The organism is Bradyrhizobium sp. USDA 4369 (assembly GCF_054056435.1).
The window spans coordinates 5,421,153-5,439,790 of sequence record NZ_JBSRYH010000001.1 but is presented as its reverse complement, the minus strand read 5'-3'; the positions used below and the strand labels follow the sequence as shown (position 1 = coordinate 5,439,790).

The 18,638-nt window shown below is 65.0% G+C and carries 21 protein-coding genes; 11 read left to right on the top strand and 10 right to left on the bottom strand.

What is annotated here, in order from left to right; translation table 11 throughout:
• Positions 1-715: 715 nt before the first annotated feature.
• Positions 716-1,585 carry a class I SAM-dependent methyltransferase gene (locus ACVIJ6_RS24645; protein WP_456774820.1) on the bottom strand — a complete coding sequence of 290 codons (870 nt, stop codon included), beginning with the start codon at positions 1,583-1,585 and terminating at the stop codon, positions 716-718.
• Positions 1,586-1,685: 100 nt separating this feature from the next.
• Between ACVIJ6_RS24645 and ACVIJ6_RS24640 the strand changes: the two genes are divergently transcribed.
• Positions 1,686-2,339, top strand: coding sequence for a TetR/AcrR family transcriptional regulator (locus ACVIJ6_RS24640; RefSeq protein WP_456774819.1), 654 nt, complete (start codon positions 1,686-1,688; stop codon positions 2,337-2,339).
• A gap of 236 nt (positions 2,340-2,575) precedes the next feature.
• Positions 2,576-3,712, top strand: coding sequence for a helix-turn-helix transcriptional regulator (locus tag ACVIJ6_RS24635; protein ID WP_456774818.1), 1,137 nt, complete (start codon positions 2,576-2,578; stop codon positions 3,710-3,712).
• Between the two features lie 32 nt (positions 3,713-3,744).
• Here ACVIJ6_RS24635 and ACVIJ6_RS24630 read toward each other — a convergent pair whose 3' ends face one another.
• Together ACVIJ6_RS24630 and ACVIJ6_RS24625 are read right to left on the bottom strand one after the other, a co-directional pair.
• Entirely contained in the window at positions 3,745-4,740 is a 996-nt protein-coding gene (locus ACVIJ6_RS24630) for a methyltransferase domain-containing protein (protein ID WP_456774817.1), read from the bottom strand.
• Between the two features lie 62 nt (positions 4,741-4,802).
• A complete protein-coding gene (locus ACVIJ6_RS24625; RefSeq protein ID WP_456774816.1) occupies positions 4,803-5,888 on the bottom strand; it encodes a hypothetical protein in 1,086 nt (361 codons plus the stop codon).
• Positions 5,889-6,140: 252 nt separating this feature from the next.
• On the opposite strand from ACVIJ6_RS24625, the gene ACVIJ6_RS24620 reads away from it, so the two are divergent.
• Positions 6,141-7,169: a patatin-like phospholipase family protein gene (locus ACVIJ6_RS24620; protein ID WP_456774815.1), complete on the top strand. Its 1,029-nt coding sequence runs from the start codon at positions 6,141-6,143 to the stop codon at positions 7,167-7,169.
• Here ACVIJ6_RS24620 and ACVIJ6_RS24615 read toward each other — a convergent pair.
• Entirely contained in the window at positions 7,156-7,584 is a 429-nt protein-coding gene (locus tag ACVIJ6_RS24615) for a CBS domain-containing protein (RefSeq protein WP_456774814.1), read from the bottom strand. The two genes, ACVIJ6_RS24620 and ACVIJ6_RS24615, sit on opposite strands and share 14 nt — an antisense overlap.
• Before the next feature lie 373 nt (positions 7,585-7,957).
• Positions 7,958-8,752 (bottom strand): rhomboid family intramembrane serine protease, encoded by a 795-nt coding sequence (locus tag ACVIJ6_RS24610; RefSeq protein WP_456774813.1) that lies wholly within the window; start codon positions 8,750-8,752, stop codon positions 7,958-7,960.
• Positions 8,753-9,302: 550 nt separating this feature from the next.
• On the opposite strand from ACVIJ6_RS24610, the gene ACVIJ6_RS24605 reads away from it, so the two are divergent.
• The 6 genes from ACVIJ6_RS24605 to ACVIJ6_RS24580 all read left to right on the top strand — a co-directional run bounded on the left by ACVIJ6_RS24605 (position 9,303) and on the right by ACVIJ6_RS24580 (position 14,580).
• Positions 9,303-9,860 (top strand): PAS domain-containing protein, encoded by a 558-nt coding sequence (locus ACVIJ6_RS24605; RefSeq protein WP_456774812.1) that lies wholly within the window; start codon positions 9,303-9,305, stop codon positions 9,858-9,860.
• A 188-nt stretch (positions 9,861-10,048) separates the two neighbouring features.
• Positions 10,049-10,663 carry a PilZ domain-containing protein gene (locus tag ACVIJ6_RS24600; protein ID WP_041750866.1) on the top strand — a complete coding sequence of 205 codons (615 nt, stop codon included), beginning with the start codon at positions 10,049-10,051 and terminating at the stop codon, positions 10,661-10,663.
• 331 nt (positions 10,664-10,994) lie between these two features.
• Positions 10,995-11,621: a transglutaminase-like cysteine peptidase gene (locus ACVIJ6_RS24595; protein WP_456774811.1), complete on the top strand. Its 627-nt coding sequence runs from the start codon at positions 10,995-10,997 to the stop codon at positions 11,619-11,621.
• Between the two features lie 461 nt (positions 11,622-12,082).
• Positions 12,083-12,502 (top strand): hypothetical protein, encoded by a 420-nt coding sequence (locus ACVIJ6_RS24590; protein WP_456774810.1) that lies wholly within the window; start codon positions 12,083-12,085, stop codon positions 12,500-12,502.
• Positions 12,503-12,844: 342 nt separating this feature from the next.
• A complete protein-coding gene (locus ACVIJ6_RS24585; protein ID WP_456774809.1) occupies positions 12,845-13,366 on the top strand; it encodes a hypothetical protein in 522 nt (173 codons plus the stop codon).
• 326 nt (positions 13,367-13,692) lie between these two features.
• Complete coding sequence (locus ACVIJ6_RS24580; RefSeq protein ID WP_456774808.1) at positions 13,693-14,580, top strand: dienelactone hydrolase family protein; 888 nt, start codon at positions 13,693-13,695, stop codon at positions 14,578-14,580.
• A 418-nt stretch (positions 14,581-14,998) separates the two neighbouring features.
• Here ACVIJ6_RS24580 and ACVIJ6_RS24575 read toward each other — a convergent pair whose 3' ends face one another.
• Positions 14,999-15,292 (bottom strand): hypothetical protein, encoded by a 294-nt coding sequence (locus ACVIJ6_RS24575; RefSeq protein WP_456774807.1) that lies wholly within the window; start codon positions 15,290-15,292, stop codon positions 14,999-15,001.
• 149 nt (positions 15,293-15,441) lie between these two features.
• Positions 15,442-15,909, bottom strand: a complete 468-nt coding sequence (locus ACVIJ6_RS24570) for a hypothetical protein (RefSeq protein ID WP_456774806.1) — start codon at positions 15,907-15,909, stop codon at positions 15,442-15,444.
• 239 nt (positions 15,910-16,148) lie between these two features.
• Between ACVIJ6_RS24570 and ACVIJ6_RS24565 the strand changes: the two genes are divergently transcribed.
• A complete protein-coding gene (locus ACVIJ6_RS24565; protein WP_012045183.1) occupies positions 16,149-16,316 on the top strand; it encodes a hypothetical protein in 168 nt (55 codons plus the stop codon).
• A gap of 31 nt (positions 16,317-16,347) precedes the next feature.
• Here the strand turns inward: ACVIJ6_RS24565 and ACVIJ6_RS24560 are convergent, their stop codons facing one another.
• Both ACVIJ6_RS24560 and ACVIJ6_RS24555 read right to left on the bottom strand, forming a co-directional pair.
• A complete protein-coding gene (locus tag ACVIJ6_RS24560; protein ID WP_012045184.1) occupies positions 16,348-16,878 on the bottom strand; it encodes a gamma carbonic anhydrase family protein in 531 nt (176 codons plus the stop codon).
• An 83-nt stretch (positions 16,879-16,961) separates the two neighbouring features.
• Positions 16,962-17,291 carry a DUF6949 family protein gene (locus ACVIJ6_RS24555; RefSeq protein WP_456774805.1) on the bottom strand — a complete coding sequence of 110 codons (330 nt, stop codon included), beginning with the start codon at positions 17,289-17,291 and terminating at the stop codon, positions 16,962-16,964.
• 192 nt (positions 17,292-17,483) lie between these two features.
• On the opposite strand from ACVIJ6_RS24555, the gene ACVIJ6_RS24550 reads away from it, so the two are divergent.
• Positions 17,484-18,182 (top strand): hypothetical protein, encoded by a 699-nt coding sequence (locus ACVIJ6_RS24550; protein ID WP_456774804.1) that lies wholly within the window; start codon positions 17,484-17,486, stop codon positions 18,180-18,182.
• A gap of 182 nt (positions 18,183-18,364) precedes the next feature.
• On the opposite strand, the gene ACVIJ6_RS24545 is transcribed toward ACVIJ6_RS24550, so the two are convergent.
• A complete protein-coding gene (locus ACVIJ6_RS24545; RefSeq protein WP_006611186.1) occupies positions 18,365-18,577 on the bottom strand; it encodes a DUF3126 family protein in 213 nt (70 codons plus the stop codon).
• Positions 18,578-18,638: the final 61 nt, after the last annotated feature.

Below are 18,638 nucleotides of genomic sequence, written 5' to 3'. Positions count from 1 at the left end.
GTGCGTCTAATGAGTTGTAAAGGCCGCGTGCGTTCTGCAGGCCACGCGCAACTATGACAGTTTTAAGTGTTTCCATGGTTAGTGCGCGTTAGCGACTATGACAGCGCGGCGCCGCTCTGAACGCATCACCATGACAGCGCGATCCCGCAGCGGAGATCCGCCCGGGTGGCAGATCGTTGAGTCCCTCAACGAAGGGCACAGGAAGGACCGGACCTCGACTGAGGCCCGTGGCCCGCCTGCGAAAAAGAATGCAGGCGGCAGGTACCACAGGTTCAGCCGGACAGACCCGGCCCTTCCTGCGCGATGGCTTTAGCGGCTGCTTCGCGTTCTCCCTGGTGCACCGGGCTTTCTGGCCACCATATCGCGACAATGCGCTTGCGCGCATTGCGCGGGACATCAGCATCGGGATGTCAGGACCGCGCGACTTGACCGTGCGCAGCAGATTGTTCGTCGGCGCGGGCAACCCGCGCTGCAATCCACCACGCCCACCGCTCCCCGCCCCGCGTGCCGTGACGACCGCGATACGCCCCTTGTCTCGGGACGGGAGGCGCGGAAAGATCGATCTGATTTGCCCGACGATGCAACGAAGAAGAAGTGCGACAAAGTAACCCGACGGGCCGTTTGCGCAGCGCTGAGATGCGATCAACGCTGACCAGGTGGGACGTGCCGATTTCAGATCCGCAAAGAACCTTGCGACGCGTCGTCGCTCCGTTGTTCAGATCCTGCGCCGCGGCCCGCCCTCCGCGATCCGCTTCGCATGCATGACATGCGGTCCTGCCTCCGGTACGCCCTCCGCGTCCAGCGCACCGAGATAGCGGCCGGTGATGGTGGCAAGGCCGAAATCATCCATCTCGTCAAAGCCGCATTTGCGCAGCGCGTCGGCCATATCGGAAGGATCGAAATAGCTCAGCCAGGGCTCGCCGATCGCGGCGGTGCGCGCCGCCAGCGCCGCGACATTGGCGCGGCGCTCCGGGGCGTAGTTGTGGAGCGGCTCGGTGTAGTCGAACACGACCTCGGCGCCGGGGACGCTGGCCATGAATGTCAGCACGGCCAGGATCGCCTCCCGCCTGAGATAGGGCACGACCCCGAGCCAATGAAAGAAAGCGGGCTGGTCCGGCCGAAAGCCGGCCACAGCGAGCGCCTCGCCGAGATGCTGCCGCTCGAAATCGACCGGCACAAAGGTGAGCGAGGCGGGCAGATCATGCCCGGCTGCGGCGATGCGCTCCCGTTTCCAGGCCTGCGTGGCTGCATGATCGGCCTCGAACACGCGCAGCCCGCTCGCTTCGTGGGGATTGCGCAGCGCGAATGAGTCGAGGCCCGCGCCGACGATCACGACCTGACGGACGCCGCGTGCCACGGCTGCGGCCAGCGCATCCTCAGCGAAGCGGCTGCGCGCGGCCATGAACAACCGCAGCTGCCGCTTGGTCTGGTCGGCCGAAGCGGCCGCGATAAGCGCGTCAGCCTCGTCACCAAGGAGCGCGCGGGCCAGCGGATCGACAAAGATGCAGGCGCCGTCGACAGTCTGATGCGCCGCGCGGAGAATTGCCGCTCCGAAGGCGGTCCGGCTGGGCTGTCCGATCTGCATGGTGATCTTCTCTCCTCGCGCACGGCGCCCCCTGTTGCGCAGTGTGATCTGATAACGCATAATTCTAACACTGTAAAGATTGAGCTGGGGGGCGTGGCGCATGGCCAAGCCGGCGAAGAAGCCGCGCAAGACCTATCATCATGGCGATTTGCGCAACGCGCTGCTGACGGCGGCGCGCCAGGTGCTGGAGGAGCGCGGCCCGTCGTTCCTCGGCCTGCGCGAGATCTCGCGCAGGGTCGGCGTGTCCGCGCCGTCCGCCTATCATCATTTTCCGAGCCGCGACGCCATCGCGCTCGGCCTCGCCGAGCAGGGCGCCGCGGAGCTCGCCGCCTGTCTCGCCGCCGCGCCCCCGAACTCAGGCGGCTCCCTCCTGACCTATGGCGAGGCCTATGTCGGGTTCGTGCAGGCCAATCCCGCACTCTACCGGCTGATGTTCGGCGAGGGCTTCCCGGCCGTCTCGCAGCACAGCCCGGCGATCCGAGCGCTGCGGACGCGCAGCTACGAAATCATGAAGGCGAGCCTCGCATCCCGGCTGCCCGCCGCCGAGCTGCCGATTGCGGGATTGTTTCTGTGGGCGCTCGTGCACGGCCTGGGATTGCTTCTCGTTGACGGCCAGATCGTGCGCGACGACAATCTGAATGACGTCATCCGCCAGGTTCTGACGCTGGCAGGAACGGGCCTCATGCAGGGCCAAGGACGTACCGATGGACCTCCAGCCCGCCCACCGTCACGACGGAGACCGCGTTCCGCATAGGCGCGGGGATCGGACGCGATGTGAGCGGGGCCTTTCCCTCCCCGTGCTTGCGAGCGCAGCGAAGCAATCCATCATCCCTCAACGAAGAGCGTGCGGCCGGCTCGTGCTCCGGGATATTTCCGTTTGGCAAGGTACGGCCGGCGGTGTTAGCCTGATGATTGTGACGGCCATGTTGCACATCTGTTTTCATGTCACGACTTTTCATGTCACGAAGACCATTATTGTGAGCGGTCCAGGTGGATACAGGTCCGGCGGACGGCAGGCTCATTGCAATTGTCGAATCGATCTATGATGCGGCATCGGATCCGCTGCGTTGGCCACAGGCGCTGAAAGCGATCGCCGACCAGTTCGGCGATGCCGGCGCCCTGCTGATGTGGCGCCGAGCCGACAATTCCTACGCTACAATCGTGTCGCCTGATCTCGTCGAGGCTCAGCGGGACTACGAAGCCAATGGCTGGATGATGCGCGACACGGGCGCGTTGCGGGCCACCGAGCGCGGCTATTTCTTCAGCGGGCATCCCTATGCCACCCGACACCTTTGCTCGGAGCAGGAAATCGACACCGATTCGTTCTTCGTGCAGTTCAGGATCAGGCATGGTCTCGGACCCTTTGCCGGCGTGGCGGTGTCGCCCGATGCCGAGATCGGCGTGCTGCTCAGCCTGCAGGGCAAGGTGGGCCGGCGCGACTATTCGGATGCGGAGCTCGATTTGCTCAGCCGCATCGGACGGCATGTCGAGAAATCACTTCGCCTCACCATCCGGCTCATCGATGCGGAGCTTGCCAAGTTCGGGCTCGGCGACGCGCTGGCACGGCTCGGCATCGGCGTGTTCGTGCTCGATTCCCTTGGCCGCGTCGTGTTCTGCAATCCCGCCGGACAGGCTCTGCTGGGGGGCGACCTGCAGATCGCGCGCGATCGGCTGCGCATCCGCACCGGGGCGACAGGCGCGGCAATCGACGACATGATCGCCCTTGCGTCGCGCGACGATCACCGTCATGTCGTCGCCGACCCCAAGCCGATCCTCGTCAGCTCCGGCACGACGAGCCGGCTCGTCGTGTATCTGTTGCCTATCTCGCCGCAAGCGAGCCCGGCCCAGATGTTGTTCTCCGATGCACGGACCATCGTGCTCGCGATCCAGCAGAAGCTCGATGAGCCGGCGGATCCGGCCGTCGTCCGCGACGTGCTCGGATTGACGTTGGGCGAGGCCCGGGTCGCGGCCCTGGTCGGCGCCGGACTACCGCCAAAGGATGCCGCCAGCCGGCTGGGCATCGCCGAAGACACGGCGCGCAACGTGCTCAAGCGGGTGTTCCAGAAGGTCGGCATTTCCCGGCAGAGCGAGCTGGTGGGCCTGCTGGCAAGGCTGGTGCTGCGCTAGAGCATGGCACGAAGTTCGTGCCCGAAGGCAGATCATGCCAGAGGGTCGAGAGCGACCTCGACGAGCAGCGTCAGCCCGGTGGCATCGCGCGCGATCCGCAGCCCGCACAGGTCGAAGCCGGCTTCTGCGACGAGCCTGGTGATGTCGGCCTCGGACCGGTGGATCAGGTGCCAGTTCGCAATCGCCTCCATCCAGACCCGGAACGGGTTGCCTTCGGCGATATTGGTGAACAGGACCGATCCCCTGAAGGTGAGGAGGCGTTCCCGGATGTCCTTGAGCAGGACGATGATCATGCGATCGTCCAGATAGTCGAACAGCCCGCCGCACACGACGCGTTCGAAAGGGCCGTCGTCCTGAGCCTTGCGCAGCCCTCTGCGGAGGTCTGCGCAGATGGTGCGGACGTCGCAATATCGCCTGAGCCGATCCTCGGCGAGCAGCAATGCGTCCTGATCCAGGTCGAGGAGCACGATGTGCGACCGTTCGAAACGATCCGGGCCAAGGTTGAAATCAGCGCCACCCCCGCATCCCAGCGCAAGAATATGCGCCGGCGTGACGGCGCTCATCCGCTGATATTGCCACCAGATCTTGTTGCGGTGCTGTTGGCCGATCGCCGTGTTGAGCGCGTACCAGTCGATCCAGCTGCGGGGGTCTGAGCTGGTGGGAAGCCCGGCTCCTTGAACCAGGAGCTCTATGGTCTCGAAATCGCCAGGATAGCCCCGCGGCCATTCGCGCAGACGGCGCAAGAAAGGCGATGCGGCGTGCAGCCTGATCGCAGCCTGGAGCACGTCCTGGATGTCGCGCGATCGCCACAGCTCCCGCGGATGCCGCGCCAGCGCGGCGCAGAGCGCGTGCATGTGTGACACGGTGCCGTGCATCGCCTCAGCCGGATTCGTCGGCATCGACGCGAAGAACCGGCAGAACGCGGCAACCTCGCGCTCCAGATCCGAAAGGTCCAGCCTGTCCAAGATATCGCTCTTCCCAGCCCACCGACGAGCTTGAGCTGTGCCACCGCCGGCGTGATCCGGCATGACCCAAATGGGCTAAGAGCGCGACCGGTTGAGCGGCTCTGCGGGCTACGGCACCTGCGCGCTCAGCGCGCCAGCACCTCAACTTCGCCGTCGACGCCGTTGACGACGCTGAAGGAGCGCTCGAACACCTTGCCTTCGTTCTTGGCGATGGCGCGGTAGTCGCCTTCGGACAGCACGACCTTCGGGAAGGCGCCGATCGATTCCTTGATCACGTCGCCGCCGGGGTTGATGACCGACCAGGCGGTGTTGGCGAGCGCCTCGCCGCCTTTGTCGGAGACGAGCTTCAAGGTGATCACGGCGGCGCGGTGGGTGACGGTGACGTCCGTCAGCTTGCTGGCCTGCACGCGAATGTCGGAGCGCACCACCGAATTGGCGTCGCCATAGTTGGAGACGATGTAATAGGTGCCCTCGGGCAGCATCAGCACGTCGCCGGCCGCGACGTTGGGAACGATCGGCGCCCGCTCGCGGCCGTCGAACTGGCTGCCCTTGTAGATGGCGAAGGAGATCTGGTTCGGCGGGATCTTGCTGGTTCCCACCCGCCCTTCGAGCCGCAATCCGCCGGCCGGCAGCACGAACGACTCGCGATCGGTCTCCGCCTTCAGGTTCACGGCCTTGACGGCGCTGACGAGACCGAGGGCGACATGAACGACGTAATTGCCGGGCGGCAGCACGATGTTGGGCGTCGCGCCACGATCCTCGCGCAGCATCTTGAAGGCGCCGCTCTCGTCCGGCCGGTCGGCGAAGACGCGCCAGATGAGACCGCCATTGATGTTCGGCAGATCCTTGCCGTAGCGCGCCGACAGCGACAAGACGCCCTGGTTGGGCGCCGCCGGCGGCGGAGCTGCGACCGGCGGCGGTCCAGCCGGCGCGCCCGGTGGAATCGCGGCGACCGGCGGCCCCGGCAAGGCCTGCGGCACGGCTGGTGGAGGCGAGACAGGACCGGCGCCGGGGCCAGAAGGCGGCGCCAGGTTGATCGCCGGGCCAGGATCGGGCACCGACGCCGGCGGAACCGGGGGCGGCCGATCACTGAACAGCTGGGCTGCGGCTGGCGATATCGCGAGGCCGGTGAGCGGGCACGACAAAGCGAGCACCAGCCAAAGCCGCCCGCTGCGCCGGAATCTGGAGAACCCGCGACCTGTCGTCATCATCCTGCTTTTGACCGAAAACGCGGCAAATTCAAGCCTCTACTGAGCGCACCCGGAGAACCCCCGCCGCGCATCCCCGCTCGCGCCTGTTGTCAGCTCGCGCGGCCGCTCATTGCGGCAACATCAAATCGGCGGCATCTCATAGCGCCGTCAACCGGTATAAAACGTGCTTCTGGTAGGATTGGCTTGAGACTCGGTGACGATGTGCCGCGGGCCGGTTCCTCGTCCCCGAATGGCGTATGCGTGGAGATGACCGTGCTGGACATGTTGATGGGACGCCGCCAGAGCGGAGCAGAGGGAAACAATGTCGGTCTTGGCACGATTCGCAAGCCGGTGATCGGCCTCGCCCTTGGCGGCGGCGCAGCCCGCGGCTTCGCCCATATCGGGGTGATCCGAACCCTGATGGCGCATGGCATCGTGCCCGATGTCGTCGTCGGAACCTCGATCGGTGCCGTGGTCGGGGGGGCCTATGCGGCCGGCCAGCTCGACACGCTCGAGGAATGGGCGCGCAGCCTGCAGATGCGCAACGTGCTCGGCTATCTCGACATCCGTCTCAACGGCTCCGGCCTGATCGGCGGCGAGAAGCTCGCCGCCCAGCTCGAGGCGTCGCTCGGGCGGGTCGCCATCGAGGAGCTGCCCATGAAGGTCGCCACGGTCGCGACCGAGATTCGCACCGGACACGAGATCTGGCTGACCCATGGCAGCCTGGTGGACGCGATGCGCGCCTCCTATGCCCTGCCCGGCATCTTTGCGCCGGTGCTGATCGGCGACCGCTGGCTGGTCGACGGCGCCATGGTCAATCCGGTGCCGGTGTCGGCCGCGCGCGCGCTCGGCGCCGAGATCGTGATCGCCGCCAACCTGTCGAGCGACGTGTTCACGCATTCGACCACGATCTATTCGCACGGCCAGCCGGTCGAGGTGCCGGAGACGGTGATGGAGAGCGCGCCGCCGCGGCGGCGATTCGGCAAGCTGTTCTCGCCCGAGCGCGCGGTGAAGCGGCAGTTCTTCGGCGGCGGCGGCCGGCCGGGCATCTCCTCGGTGATGGTGGACGCCTTCAACATCATGCAGGACCGCATCACCCGTGCCCGCCTCGCGGGCGACCCGCCGGACCTGTTGATCTCGCCACGCGTCGGCCAGATCGGCTGGTTCGATTTCCATCGTGCAGCCGATCTGATCGCGTTCGGCACCAGGGCGGCCGAACGTGCGCTGGATTCGATCCAGGAGGCGATCGGCCAGCCGACCGGAGCCGCGGCGCCGACCAGCAGCGGGGCTACGCCGTCTTGATGTACTGACGCAGCGCTTCCTGCTCGGCCTCGTATTCCTGGACGCGCCATTTCACGACGTCGCCGATCGAGATCAGCCCGACCACCAGTCCGCCGTCGATGACCGGCAGATGACGGAACTTGCCGGTGGTCATCGTCTCCATGATCGACGCAACCGTGTCGGCCGGCCGGCAGCTGACGACGCGGCGCGTCATCACGCCGGATACGGGCTCGGTGAGAACCGAGGCGCCGCGCTCGCCGAGCGAGCGCACAATGTCGCGCTCGGAGAGGATGCCCTCCATCCGCGAGCCCGACATCACCAGCACCGCGCCGATCTTGCGGTCGGCGAGCAGCTTGGCGGCGTCGGCAAGTGTGGTCTGGGGCTCGACGCTCTCGACCTGATGGCCCTTGATGTCGAGGATCGCACGTACTGTCATTGCTCGTCTCCTTGGAAGGCCGGTGCGCCCTTCTCATCGAGGCGTCGTGACGGCCGATGCTTGCAGCAGATTTCAGTCAGCGAGTCTTGAGGTAGTGAGTCTTAGGAGCAGTGAGTCTTAGGATCAGTTGGTCGACGCCGTGGACGCGAGCAGCACCATACGTCTCGGAGCCCATCTCACGCAGCGTCTATCGAGAGCCAGCGTCCACGAGTCTGACAATGCACCAGTCGCGTTCTGGTTGCACTGCACTGACAGGCCGCATCATGATCTCATGAAAACAGCCTGCTTTGTTCGCCCGGAGTCGTGCCCCGGTTGCACCTGTTCCAAATGATGAATGAAATCGGCACCGCTCGCAAGCGCAGGATTTCGGCAACTAACGATCGATCACATCCGACGGCAGCGCAGGTGCAGCATCATCACGCACATGCGGGATCGGATCGAACAGCGCGAACAGGATGAGGCCGGCGACAAAGCCGCCGATATGGGCCTGCCACGCCACATTGCCGCCCTCGGCGCCGATCGACAGGCCGCCTGCGCCGAACACGATGTTGACGCCGAACCAGATCGCCAGGAACGCCAGCACCCGCGGATTGCGCAGCGCACGCGACAGCGACAGTGCCGGCACTCTCGCTGCCGCATCCGCATCGCCGCGGCTGAAGGACAGGAAGCTGCCCTTCACGAACGCAAAGCGCATCGCGGCCGCCATCGTCCCGGACACCGAGGCTGAGGCGCCGATCATCGGGGCCAGCGCGTGCTCATGGGTGAGCAGATGCGCCAGCGCGCCGGCGGCCGCCGTGACCGCCATGAACAGATAGAACCTGAATGCGCCGAAGCGGCGCGCCAGCGCGCTGCCGAACGGCAGCAGCCACAGCACGTTGAAGCCGATATGCGCCAGATTGGCGTGCAGCAGCGAATAGGTGACGAACGTCCAGACCTTGGCCGGCGTCCCGCCGGGAAACGCCCCATCCATCAGCGTGGGGTCGTATCGTTTCGGGACGAAGGCGAACAGGTCGATGACCAAGGTGTCCCAATCCTCCGGCAGCAGAACGCGCAGATGGATGGCCGCGATCAGGACGATGTAGGCGGTCAGCGCCCCCGGCAGGTTCAGGATCGGTTCCCGCGGCGTAGCCAGCGGCGGATCTTGCGGGAGGTCTGACGGGGAATCCAAAACGAACGCCTTCCACGGGAGGAACAGACCCGTCAGATAGGCGGCTTCCGCCGATCTGCGCAAGCGCGCACATGCAGAGTTGAAGACGAGCGCGGCGGGCGGCGCGAGCCGCGACCCAAGCGACTGAAACAATGGACTAAAAGAACGGAACCAAATCAAAGCGACCAAATGAAAGAGGGAGGGTTCTGAGAAAACCCTCCCTCGATATCCGCCAGCCTTTCCATCGCGGGAAGCCCGGGGGTCGTTCCCCACCCCTCCCCGTCGCGGTGACCGGACTGTTTGACGCCGCCTCGTGTCTTCACCCGATCCGCGGCAGACCTTCCACCTTCCGCCGCGATTTGGTGAACGCGATCTTAACGGTCGCGGCGCCGTCGCCAAGCACATCGTTAATTTAACCTTAACGCGCGGAAGCCAAGGAGAAGGCCGGCACGATCGCACCATCGGCATGGACGCTGCACAGCCCCTCCTGCACAACAAACCAGGGAGGCGCCTGGACGAAAACGAGACAGCGATGTTTCGGGGAGCGTCGACGGCGCGAGGGGTCATCCAGATGAAACATCCGTCCAATCGCGAGTTCTTCGCCTATTGGAACGATCGGCGCGGCCATGCCAAGGCGCCGGAGCGCGGCGACTTCGAACCCGCCGCTGTGCGCGAACTGCTCGGCGACAGCTTTGTCCTGTCCTGCGATGCCGACAGCGGCTTTCCGTTCCGCATGGCCGGCACCCGGCTGTGCGCCCTGCTCGGCGGCGATGTGAAGGACAAGAGCTTTCCGGCACATTTCTCACCGGCGAGCCGCCGCGAGATCGAGGAGATCACGACCGTCGTCTGCGAGGAGACACTGCCCGCCATTGCGGGCGTGACCGCACAGGCCCCCGATCGCACGACAGCCCATTTCGAACTGCTGCTGCTGCCGTTCGCCACTCGGGCGCATGAACCGATCAGCCTGACCGGCCTGCTCGCGCCGTTCGAAACGCCGCAAGGCGCGCTCGGACCGCTGGAGATCGCGTCCTGGCGTTACCTCCATGTGCCGACCGAGCCGATCGTGCCGCGCGCGCTGCGCAAGCTCGCCCTCGCCCGCGGCCTGATGGTCTATGAAGGGCTGCGCTGAGGGCCGTCGTCGCCCGAAGCGCCCCTGACGGATGCGGGCCCGCGCTCACCTTGGCTTACGTAGTTCCCGTAAAACGCGAACCACATGCATGAGCGCGGTGCTGCGATAACGCTGAATTAACCCTGCAGCATTTAGTTTCGTTGCTGGATCGTCCGGCCCTGTTAAGAGCCGGCTTTGAGTGGCGAAACATGGCGTTGCCGAACAAAAAACTGTCTCTGCCGGCCGCCGAGGAGCGTCGCCGTTTCCAGCGGGTCAAGGTCCACCTGCTCGGCCGCTACATGCTGCCGGATCGCCGTGAGTTTCCCTGCCAGGTGATCAACATGTCGCCCGGCGGCTTGGCGCTGCTGGCGCCCGGCATCGGCAATGTCGGCGACCGCGTGATCGCCTATCTCGACCATATCGGCCGCGTCGAGGGCAAGATCACCCGCATCATCGACAACGGCTTTGCGATGACGATCGGCGCGACCGCGCGCAAGCGAGACAAGCTCGCCGCCCAGCTCACCTGGCTCGCCAATCGCGACATTCTCAATCTGCCGGAAGATCGCCGCCACGACCGCATCATTCCGCGCAACCCGATCGCGGTGCTGACGCTCGAGGACGGCACCAAGATGACCTGCCGCATCATCGACATGTCGCTGTCGGGCGCGGCCATCGCCGCCGAGACCCGGCCGCCGATGAAATCACAGGTGATGCTCGGCCGCGTGCAGGCGCGCGTGGTGCGAAATCTCGAAGGCGGCTTCGCCATCGAGTTTGTCCATCCGCAGCTTGCCGAAACGCTCGAAGAGAGCGTTACCGCGCGGTAAAGCCGCAAGTTCCGCAAATCCCGCAACTCCACGGAGCACACGGCGCCCGCCATCGCGGGCGCCGTGTCGCGTTCGGCCACCGCCCAAGCCGTCCATCGCAGTTAATGAGCGAGGCTGAGCGTGCGCGCAATGCTGCAATTACAGCCCTCCGCGGCTTAATGCAGCGCATTTGAACTAACTGCGATCGATTCAAATTTTAGGCTTATTCGATTCAACAGGGATTCGAATTATCCCTTTGTTTTATTTGGATTTACGTCAAATCCATCGTGGCGATTTAGCGGCAGCGAAAAATCTTTGTGAGACACATGGTCCCAACAAAACGGGGGCCAAAATGGTCAAGCGGACGGGACAGGCGAAAGGGTGGGCGGTGATCGCCATCCTGATGGCGATGGGGGCAGCTGCACATGCCGGTGATGACCGGGTGCTGTATGCGAGCCTCGGCGACACCACGCGGGCCCCGATCGGCTGGATCGAGTTCTGCACCGAGGCCCCCGAGGAGTGCCGCGGCGGCGCGTCACAGCCCCGCGACATCGTGCTGTCCCAGACGGCGTGGCGCGACCTGATAAAGGTCAATCGCTGGGTGAACGAGAACGTCAAGCCCATCACCGACATGGACCATTGGGGCGTGGTCGAGAAATGGTCGCTGCCGACCGATGGTTACGGCGACTGCGAGGATTACGTGCTGTTGAAGCGCAAGCTGCTGATCGATGCCGGCTGGCCCCGCGAGGCGCTGCTGATCACGGTGGTGCGCGACAAGAAGGGTGAGGGCCACGCGGTCCTCACCGTGAAGACCGACAAGGGCGAATACGTTCTCGACAATCAGAACGAGAACGTCGTCGCCTGGACCGAGACCGGCTACCGCTTCGTCAAGCGGCAGTCGCAGAGCGACCCGAATGTCTGGGTTTCGCTCGGCGACGGTCGCCCGGCCGTGGCAACCGCCAGCGCGAAGGAGCGCTGATCAGAAAGGCTTCGAGACCACATCATTCGAGTTACGCGACCCGGTCACATCCCCACCCCTCCCCGTCCCAGACCGGTTCGCGCGCGGCCAGGCCTCCCCCAAGGCCTGGCCGCAACTTTTTTCAAGCCTTGCTTGGCCCGGAGGTCAGGCCGCAGCGCGCTTGCTCCGACCGGCAGACATCGACCAACGCGATGGCGACATCTGGGGGCCGCCAATGGACGTGGCGGTCGATGCGTTGGATCGCGACGAGGGATATCGGCGTGGCAAGCAGCATTTGTTAGCTTCGCATGGCTGGCTCGAACGCCACGCAGCGCGCGACCGAAGGCAGGCAGTCCTGTCCGAGCACCGCTGCAAACGTTGGCCGCAACTTTTTTCGGCCTTGCTTCGCGTGTAAGTTCAGGTCGTGGCCGACTCGGCCAACCAAACTTCTTTCCCGGAACTGTCGGGGTCAGGTTATTGGCATGATGATCATCCTGCGAAGCGCGACGCTGCTGGCCGCGGCCCTGACGCTGGCGAATTGCTGCATGTCGGGAACCGTCTGCACCGGTCCGCTGGCCTCGGCCGACGTTCCCGCGGCCGCCCCAGCAATGGCGGCTGCGCCGACCGGCGCCGGCCCGCAGACGGCCATCGCTGCGGCCGATCTGGACGGCCGTCTCGCCTCCTCAGATACCGATCCGGTCATGGAGCCGGATATCAGCTCGCCGCGCAAAGGCGGCAAGCGCAGCAGAGGCGACTCGCGGGTCGACGTGATGTCCTCGCAATCGGGCTCGGCCTCCCGCGGCCGGATGAGCTGGGAGGAAGAACAGGCCGCAGACCTCGCCGACGAGGCCCGCTTGAAGCAGAAGCTCACGATCTGCCGGAACTGCAATTCCCCCCAATAGACAATAGCCTTCCGACGTTGCTGGCGCTGACGGCCTGAAGCGGCGCCGGCCCCGGCACCGACCGCGACATATCGGGACGATCCGGCCGTGCGGTTGCCCCGCCGCGTCCAACTCCGCCCGAGTTCGCGACCGCAGGGCGCGGGCGCACAGCACGGGCGCCGTTTTTTGGACGCACGAGCCTCTCTTTTGTCGGATTCCCCGATCAAACCCTCAGGACTTGGTTCGTCCGTTAGGCGCCAATGATCCGGGCTGAGCGGACAACATCCTTTGCTCGAGCTTTCCGCCTCTCCCGCATTTCGGGAGTGAATCCGAGAACCTGTTTTCGATTAGGGTGGTTTCGTGATGAACCCGGTGACGCGCGACACCAGACTGTATCTCGACAAATCCAGCACCAGCCCCGCGGGGAGCTCACAGCCGATCGCGCTCGCGGCCGCCACCTTGGCAGTGCTGATCGCCGGCATCGGCGGTATCATGCTATGGCGCGCCTATGGCGGCAGCCCACCCGAGACCGAACGCGCCGTCGCACTGACCAAGCAGATACAGGCCCGGACGGTGCAGGCGTCCGAGCAACTCGTGGAGAAGACCAAGGGCCTCGAAGCGAGCCAGCAGGAATCGATCGATCAGCTGCAGAGCATGCAGGAGGAGCTGCAGAGCATGCGCCGTCTGCTGGCCGCCCAGCAGGCCGATACCAAGCGCCTGACCGACCAGGTCTCGACCTTGAAAGACACGGTCGACGGGCTGCGGCAATCCTTCGCCAGCACCCAGGCGTCGGAGCAGGCCTCACCCGCGCCCCGGAATCGCAACATCCGAAGCCGCGCCCATGCCAGCCGCAGCGGTCACCGGCATCGCCGCAGCCGATCCTGACACCAAACGGTAGAATTGCTGCCGAATTTTTCCGGGGTCGTGTGAAGTGTTTCACAAAACCCCGCCACGAGTTGGGCCATCTTCGGCTTACCGGATGGCGAGCCAATTTCAGGATGGCGCAGGGCCAATTTCAATATCCGGGGCTGGCAAGGTCGTTGGCGTCATACTGCGCCGACGGCCTTGTTTTTTTGAGCTCCCTTTGCGGTGCAACAGGAATCTCGCAGTGCAGCAGGGATCTGATTGAGGGCGGCCGTCTCGCCGGCTGGTGACTTGCTTTTCACCGGTCATTCTCTGCTCAATACCACCCCCATGCAGAGGAGCTCCCCATGTCCGTCGAACCTGCCCCGACGTCCGATGTCATCGGACTGACCAAAGCCGCTCCCTTCTCGCGCCGTGGTTTCATGACGGCCTCCGCGGCCGTCACCGCGGGCTACACGCTGGCCGCCGGTCCGGTCAGGGCGGAGGTCATCACCACCGATACCAACGGCCTCAACGCTGGCGACGCCAAGATCAAGGTCGCCGACGGCGAGATGCCGGCCTATTTCGCAAGGCCCGCCAGCGCCAGCAATCCTCCAGTCATCCTGGTCGCGATGGAGATCTTCGGCCTGCACCAATACATCAAGGACGTCACTCGCCGCCTAGCCAAGCTCGGCGCGCTCGCGGTCGCACCCGACTATTATTTCCGCAAGGGCACCGACCTGACCAAGATCGCCGAGATCAAGGACCTGCTGCCGATCGTAAATGCAAAACCGGATGCGGAGTTGCTGACGGATCTCGACGCGACGGTGACCTGGGCGAAGTCACAGGGCGGCGACACCTCGCGGCTCGGTATCGTCGGCTTCTGCCGCGGCGGCCGGAATGTCTGGGAATATGCAGCCCACAATGCCGGGCTGAGGGCCGCCGTCGCGTTCTACGGTCCGCTGACCGATGCGCCCAACCCGCTTTGGCCGAAGAACCCGACGCAGCTCGCGCCCGAGATGAAGGCCCCCGTGCTCGGTCTTTACGGCGAAGCCGACACCGGCATTCCCGTCGCCAGCGTGGAGGCGATGAAGGCGGCGCTTGCGGAGAACAAGAAGACCGCCGAGTTCAAGATCTATCCCGCCGCGCCGCATGGCTTCCATGCCGACTATCGCCCGAGCTATCGCAAGGACGCCGCCGAGGATGCCTGGGCTCAGATGCAGGCCTGGTTCAGGAAATACGGCGTGCTGAGCTGAGCACGCCTGCCGACCACACGCTCGCCATCAAGATTTCGCTCCGGTACAGCAGCACCGGGCGCATCCCGCTTCGTACGGCGGCGAACCAGTGGGCTTGGCAATCAGCGGCCTTGGCAATCAGCCGATCCGGGGCGGGTCGCGGCGGATCTTCGCCGGCTGCCGCGCGCCCTGCTCCAGCTCATAGACCATCCAGACCAGCGCAGTGCCGAGGCTGAGGACGACGCCTATGAAAAGCATCGTAAGTTCGGGGGATGTGAGTGAGTTCATCATGCCTGTGTCCCATGCAAGGGTTTCGTTCGATGCAAGCAGTGCGCCAGCTCTGTCCCGATCGCCGCTCAATCCAGCGGAGCGGCGATCAAGGAAGACGGATCGTGACTAACGTCGGGTGATCGCCCAACGCGTCCCCCCGCGCTCGGGTTCACTCGCAAACTTCGACGCGGCGATAGCGCCAGCCGTGCGCTGTTCGCACGCGCTTGCGCGCGACATAACAGCCGCCCAGATCCTCGTATGTGTAGGGGTAGTAGTAGGTAGGGCCGTAGTAAAAGGGCGAACCGAAGCCGAACCCGAGTGCGAAGCCGGGACCGAAGCCGTGATAGAATCCGCCGTGATGAAAGTGGTGAAAGCCGCCCGGCCCGTGCGCCGAAGCCGTCCCCGGTGCAAGCATCATCGCCAGCACGCCGCCGGCCAGCAATCCCATTAATCTCATGCGCATCGATGCGTCTCCAAATCCAACCCACGCAATGACAGCATCATTGCGTCACCGCATCGTTTAAGCCGGATTTGGAACACGACGCAGGCAGGCCCGCTCACATCTGCGCGATCTTGGTATCTCGATATAGCCGCCGCCGCAGCGGGCAATCTTCAGCAACCGCGGCAGATGCTCTTGACCTTCCGATCGACGGTGCTGTTCTCCTGCTGGATCGCCGCATCGGTCGAATCCCCGGCACGGTGGGGTCCCGTGGCCGCCGTGCCTCCTGCGCCACGTCCAGCGCCGGTCGTAACACCCGCATTGGAGCCCGATCCGCTCGCGCCCGAGCCGGAGGGCGCCGTGCCGAGACTGTTGGTGCCATTGGTGCCGGGCGCGCCGGGTTGCGACAGCGCCGCGCCATTGCTGGCGCCGTTCGTGCCAATGCCGCTCGCCCCAATGCCGGTTGTTGCTGCATTGGCACCGCCGGCGGTGCCCGCCGCGCTCCCCGCTCGTTGTGCTGCCGGATGCCGCTCCGCCGCCACCAGATGCTGCCCCGCCGGCGCTGGCACCACCACCTGCTCCGCCGCCACCACCACCGCCGCCTTGCGCGAACACAGCGGTCGCCGTGGTGAGACCTGCAATCACGATCAAGGTGCCCAATGGAAATCTGGCCATAGGATGCTCTCCCTTTCCCCCTTCAACCCGACCGCGCAGGCCGCGTTCCGGAACGAAATCGGATCCAAGAGGATTGATGGGATGAGGATAGTAGAGGCGCTGCGCAGGCAGGGCCTGAAACATGCCTGCGCAAGAGCGCTGCTGATCGCGGCGCGTTGGCGGGCAAAGCGGGCCGCCAACCGACGACGAGGAGCCAAGTATCCGCATGAGCACCGACCCCGATCCGTTCGAACAGGGTGAGCGCGCCGCGCGTGAGAACATTCCAGCCGAGGCCAATCCCTATCAGGACGGCAGCGAGCAGCATGCGCTGTGGGCGAGTGGCCATGAGCGCGTTGCCAGCGCGCGCGAGGCGAATGAGTCCGAGGGGACGTGAAGCGAGCCCACCGCGCAACGCGCGGCAGGCCTCAGCCGATCTTCTTCAGGCCCTTGGTGTAGCGTGGCCCCTTGGCAATATAGGCCTTCGCGGCAATTCCCATCCGTTCGACCTGCTCGGGCTCCAGCGTGCGAACGACGCGCGCGGGCGCGCCGATGATCAGCGAATATTCCGGAAAGTCCTTGCCTTCGGTGATGATCGCGCCAGCCCCGACGACGCTGCCGCGGCGAATATGCGCGCCATTCATGATGATCGAGCCCATGCCGATCAGCGCGTCGTCCTCGACGGTGCAGCCATGCAGGATCACATTGTGGCCGACGGTGCAATTCCTGCCGACGCGCAGCGGGAAGCCCGGGTCGACATGGCAGGTGGCGTTGTCCTGGATGTTGGAGCCCTCGCCGATCTCGATCCAGTCATTGTCGCCGCGAATGACCGCGCCGAACCAGACGGTCACCTCCTTGGCGAGACGAACACGGCCAATCACGGTCGCGTTGTCGGCGATGTAGTAATGTCCGTCCGCCGGCAGCTCGGGCGCCTGCCCGTCGAGTTCGTAAATGGCCATCAAGGTCTCCCGTTCGCGGCGGACCTTCGCACAGCCTTGACGCGATGATCAAGCAACCGCGGAGCTGACAACAACGCCGGGAACTAGGTCAGCACCCCCGCGGCACGGAGTGTCATCACGACGAAGGTGCCGGACATCATGCTCCAGAAGCCGGCGATCACGGTGGCCAGCATCACGAACTCGAAGCGGCGGCGCTCGATGCGGGCGCCTCGCAGCGTGTTGCGCATGATGATGAAGGGAGCGGCAAATACCAGGAACGGCACGGCGGCGAAGCTGTGCGGCGTGACCCCCTGCTGCAGCAACTCGAAGCCGGCGGGGCGCTCGGAATAGGCCTGATAGCCGCTCGCCAAGGCGCCGGCCAGGGCGAAACCGATCAGAAGCGAGAACAGGGAATTGAACGCCTCGGCCGACATCGAACGCACCCTCACACTGCAGAACTTGCCGAGACAGGTTGGCAAAATCCCAGCCCGCCCGCCACATTAGCCTTAAGGAAGGGTTAATTCGGCCCGCGCGAGGCGCGCGGCCACCTGACGGCATGGGTCTGCAGAAACCGCATCGCCGTGGCATAGTCCGGACTGATTCGGTCCAGAGATCCCCTGCCCGCCATGACGATGTTTTCGGTCCGCAGTGCCCGTCCTTCGAACGGCTATGGTCATGCCGTGCCGATCATCGCCGGCGCCGTGCTGGCAACGCTGGCGGCGGCCTTGGTTGCCTATCTGTTGTGGCCGACATGGCGCGCCAGCGCGTTCAAGGGACCGGAGCGCCTGCCGGTCAGCATAGGCGGCACCGTGTTCAACGCGCCCGCGGCAGCCATTCGGGTGAAGATCCAGCGTCACACCGGCCCGCAGGAGCGCGTCGATCTCGGCTTCGACTATCCGTCGCTGACGCCACCGGAGGCACCGCATCACGTCAGCGCCGACCAGATCGATCAGGCACCGCACCCGATCGATCGCATCTTCGTGTCGATCGCAGCGCATCACGATGCGCTGTCGCCGGAAGCGCGGCTGAAGACGATCTATCCGCGCTATCTCAACCCGAATGTCGTGTCGGTGCAGGACGGGTTGAGCATGCGCAACTTCCGCTCCGGCACGCCTTACGATGTGGAGGATCTGTTCCTCGCAGAGCAGCCGATGCTGGTGGCGCGATGCACGCGTGATGCAGCGACGCCGGGCATGTGCTTGAGTGAACGCCGGGTCGAGGGAGCGGATCTCATCTTCCGCTTTCCACGCAGCTGGCTGTCGCAATGGCAAGACGTCGCGGCCGCGATGGATCGGCTGACCGCGCAGATGCACCCGACCAGGTAGTTCGCGCTGCAGAGTTGCCTGGCGACGCCTGGAATGTCGACAGGGTCGACATCCGCGATCTCATGCACTGTCCCGGTGACCCCCGCATGTCGCTTGCGCCGAAGCCCGCCGGGCTCCGGCTCACGCTCATGCAGGCGACGCCATCGCCCGGACGGACGCAGAATCCCTTGAGCGCGCGCGTCCTACTCGACGAGATCGTCTTCCAGGATGGCCATCTGGAATTGGAACGAACGATCATCGTCCTCGTCGTCGACGAACAACACGCCGATGAACTCTTCGCCGATATACACCTCGGCGGAGTCTTCCTTCTTCGGCCGCGGCACAACACGGATCTTCGGATTGCCGAACACGCGCTTCAAATACGCGTCGAGCTTCCTGACTTCCTGAACGTCCACGGGTGAATCTCCAATTGCAGCGAGGTTTGCGTGTTGTCTGAAGGACGTGACGGAGCGACAC